Genomic DNA, 1,152 nt, shown 5'->3' with positions numbered 1-1,152 from the left:
GCGGCGCTGGACATCGCGCGAGGGGCGCGGGTCGGCCGCGCGCCGGCCGGGAGAAACCCGTGAACGCCGAGCAGTCGCCGCCCGAGCTGCCCCCCGAGCTGCAACGGGTGCACATGGTGGGCATCGGGGGAGCCGGGATGTCGGGCATCGCCCGCATCCTGCTGGACCGGGGCGGGCTGGTGTCGGGGTCCGACGCCAAGGAGTCGCGTGGCCTGCACGCGTTGCGGGCCCGGGGTGCGCTGATCCGCGTCGGCCACGACGCGTCGTCGCTGGACCAGTTGCGCGGCGGTGTCACCGCGGTCATCACCACCCACGCCGCCATCCCGAAGACCAACCCCGAGCTGGTCGAGGCGCGCCGCCGCGGCATTCCGGTGATCTTGCGACCGGCCGTGCTGGCCAAGCTGATGGCCGGGCGCACCACGCTGATGGTCACCGGGACGCACGGCAAGACGACGACGACGTCGATGCTGATCGTGGCCCTGCAGCACTGCGGGCGGGACCCGTCGTTCGCCGTCGGCGGCGACCTGGGGGAGGCCGGCACCAACGCCCACCACGGCAGCGGCGACTGCTTCGTCGCCGAGGCCGACGAGAGCGACGGCTCGCTGCTGGAGTACACGCCCAACGTCGCGGTGGTCACCAACATCGAGACCGACCATCTGGACTTCTACGGCAGCGCCGACGCCTACGTCGAGGCGTTCGACTCCTTCGTGGAGCGCCTCGCCCCCGGCGGAGCGCTGGTCGTGTGCACCGACGACCCGGGCGCGGCTGCGCTGGCCGAACGCACCGCCGCGCTGGGCATCCGGGTGCTGCGCTACGGCTCGGGCGGCGACGGGTTGGCGGCCACGCTGTTGTCGTGGGATCAGCAGGGCACCGGGGCGGTCGCCCACATCCAGCTGGCCGGCGAACCCCACCCGCGGGTGATGCGGCTGTCGGTGCCCGGCCGGCACATGGCCCTCAACGCGCTGGGTGCGCTGCTGGCGGCGCTCGAGATCGGCGCCTCGGCCGATGCGGTGCTCGACGGGCTGGCCGGGTTCGAGGGCGTGCGCCGCCGCTTCGAACTGGTCGGAACCTCGGGAACCGGCCAGGCCTCGGTGCGGGTGTTCGACGACTACGCGCATCACCCCACCGAGATCACCGCGACGCTCGCGGCGG

The 1,152-nt window shown here is 73.7% G+C and carries 1 protein-coding gene; it reads left to right on the top strand.

Going from position 1 to position 1,152, the window contains the following annotated elements; all coding sequences use genetic code 11:
• Nucleotides 1–113: 113 nt before the first annotated feature.
• Nucleotides 114–1,152: UDP-N-acetylmuramate--L-alanine ligase (murC, locus tag BN4348_RS43170; protein WP_066913358.1), on the top strand; the 1,039-nt coding region annotated here is incomplete at its 3' end.

Origin of the sequence: Mycobacterium interjectum (assembly GCF_900078675.2) — a bacterium.
GTDB classification, from domain to species: Bacteria; Actinomycetota; Actinomycetes; order Mycobacteriales; family Mycobacteriaceae; genus Mycobacterium; species Mycobacterium interjectum.
The sequence above is the reverse complement of the archived record's forward strand: the minus strand, read 5'-3'. Positions and strand labels throughout refer to the sequence as shown.